The organism is Campylobacter sp. MIT 21-1684 (assembly GCF_026241315.1).
GTDB lineage: Bacteria > Campylobacterota > Campylobacteria > Campylobacterales > Campylobacteraceae > Campylobacter_D.
Genome location: NZ_JAPHNA010000069.1, coordinates 1 through 609 on the forward strand (window position 1 = coordinate 1; position 609 = coordinate 609).

General features: G+C 29.2%; 1 pseudogene. It reads right to left on the reverse strand.

Going from position 1 to position 609, the window contains the following annotated elements:
• Window positions 1-609: pseudogene (locus OQH62_RS08600) on the reverse strand (lipase); the annotation flags it as partial.

Genomic DNA, 609 nt, shown 5'->3' on the forward strand with positions numbered 1-609 from the left:
CATACACTCCTCCACTTAGTAGAACAAACTCTGTTGTATTTTCATCTTCTAACCAATTATCCAAGCCTAATGCAAATTCAAAATGAAGTTTGTTTGCTTTATAAGGAGAAAGGAATACTCTTGTATGGGTAATACTTATAGATTGTAAAGAAGTATCTTTAGAATGAGTAGATTCTTTGTATTCTTTACTGTCTTTAGAGTACTTTAAAAGTTGTATATATTTGCCTATACCATAGTCTTTATGTTCATAGTTTTTATAGTATTCTTTAAAGAGTTTAGGGAGAGACTTTGGGATAATAAAGACAAGATGGATATGATGGACACCTAATTGTAGATTGATTTGTTTGTATTCATAGTGTTTAGAGGAATACTCTTGCAGTAATTTTTGTTTTAAATCTGTATCACTAAGATCTTGTGCATCTTTTTGATACTCTACAATAAGGTTTTTAAAAGGACTTTCTTGTTTATATAGAGTATCAAAAAGAGAGAATTGTGTAATAGGCAAATTGTCTTGTTGGGATTTGTGTTCTTTATAGTGTAGTCTTAGTATAGGTTTATGAAATTCTATTTGTGCTTTTAAAGCTTCTTTGTTTGTATTACTAGTATGAG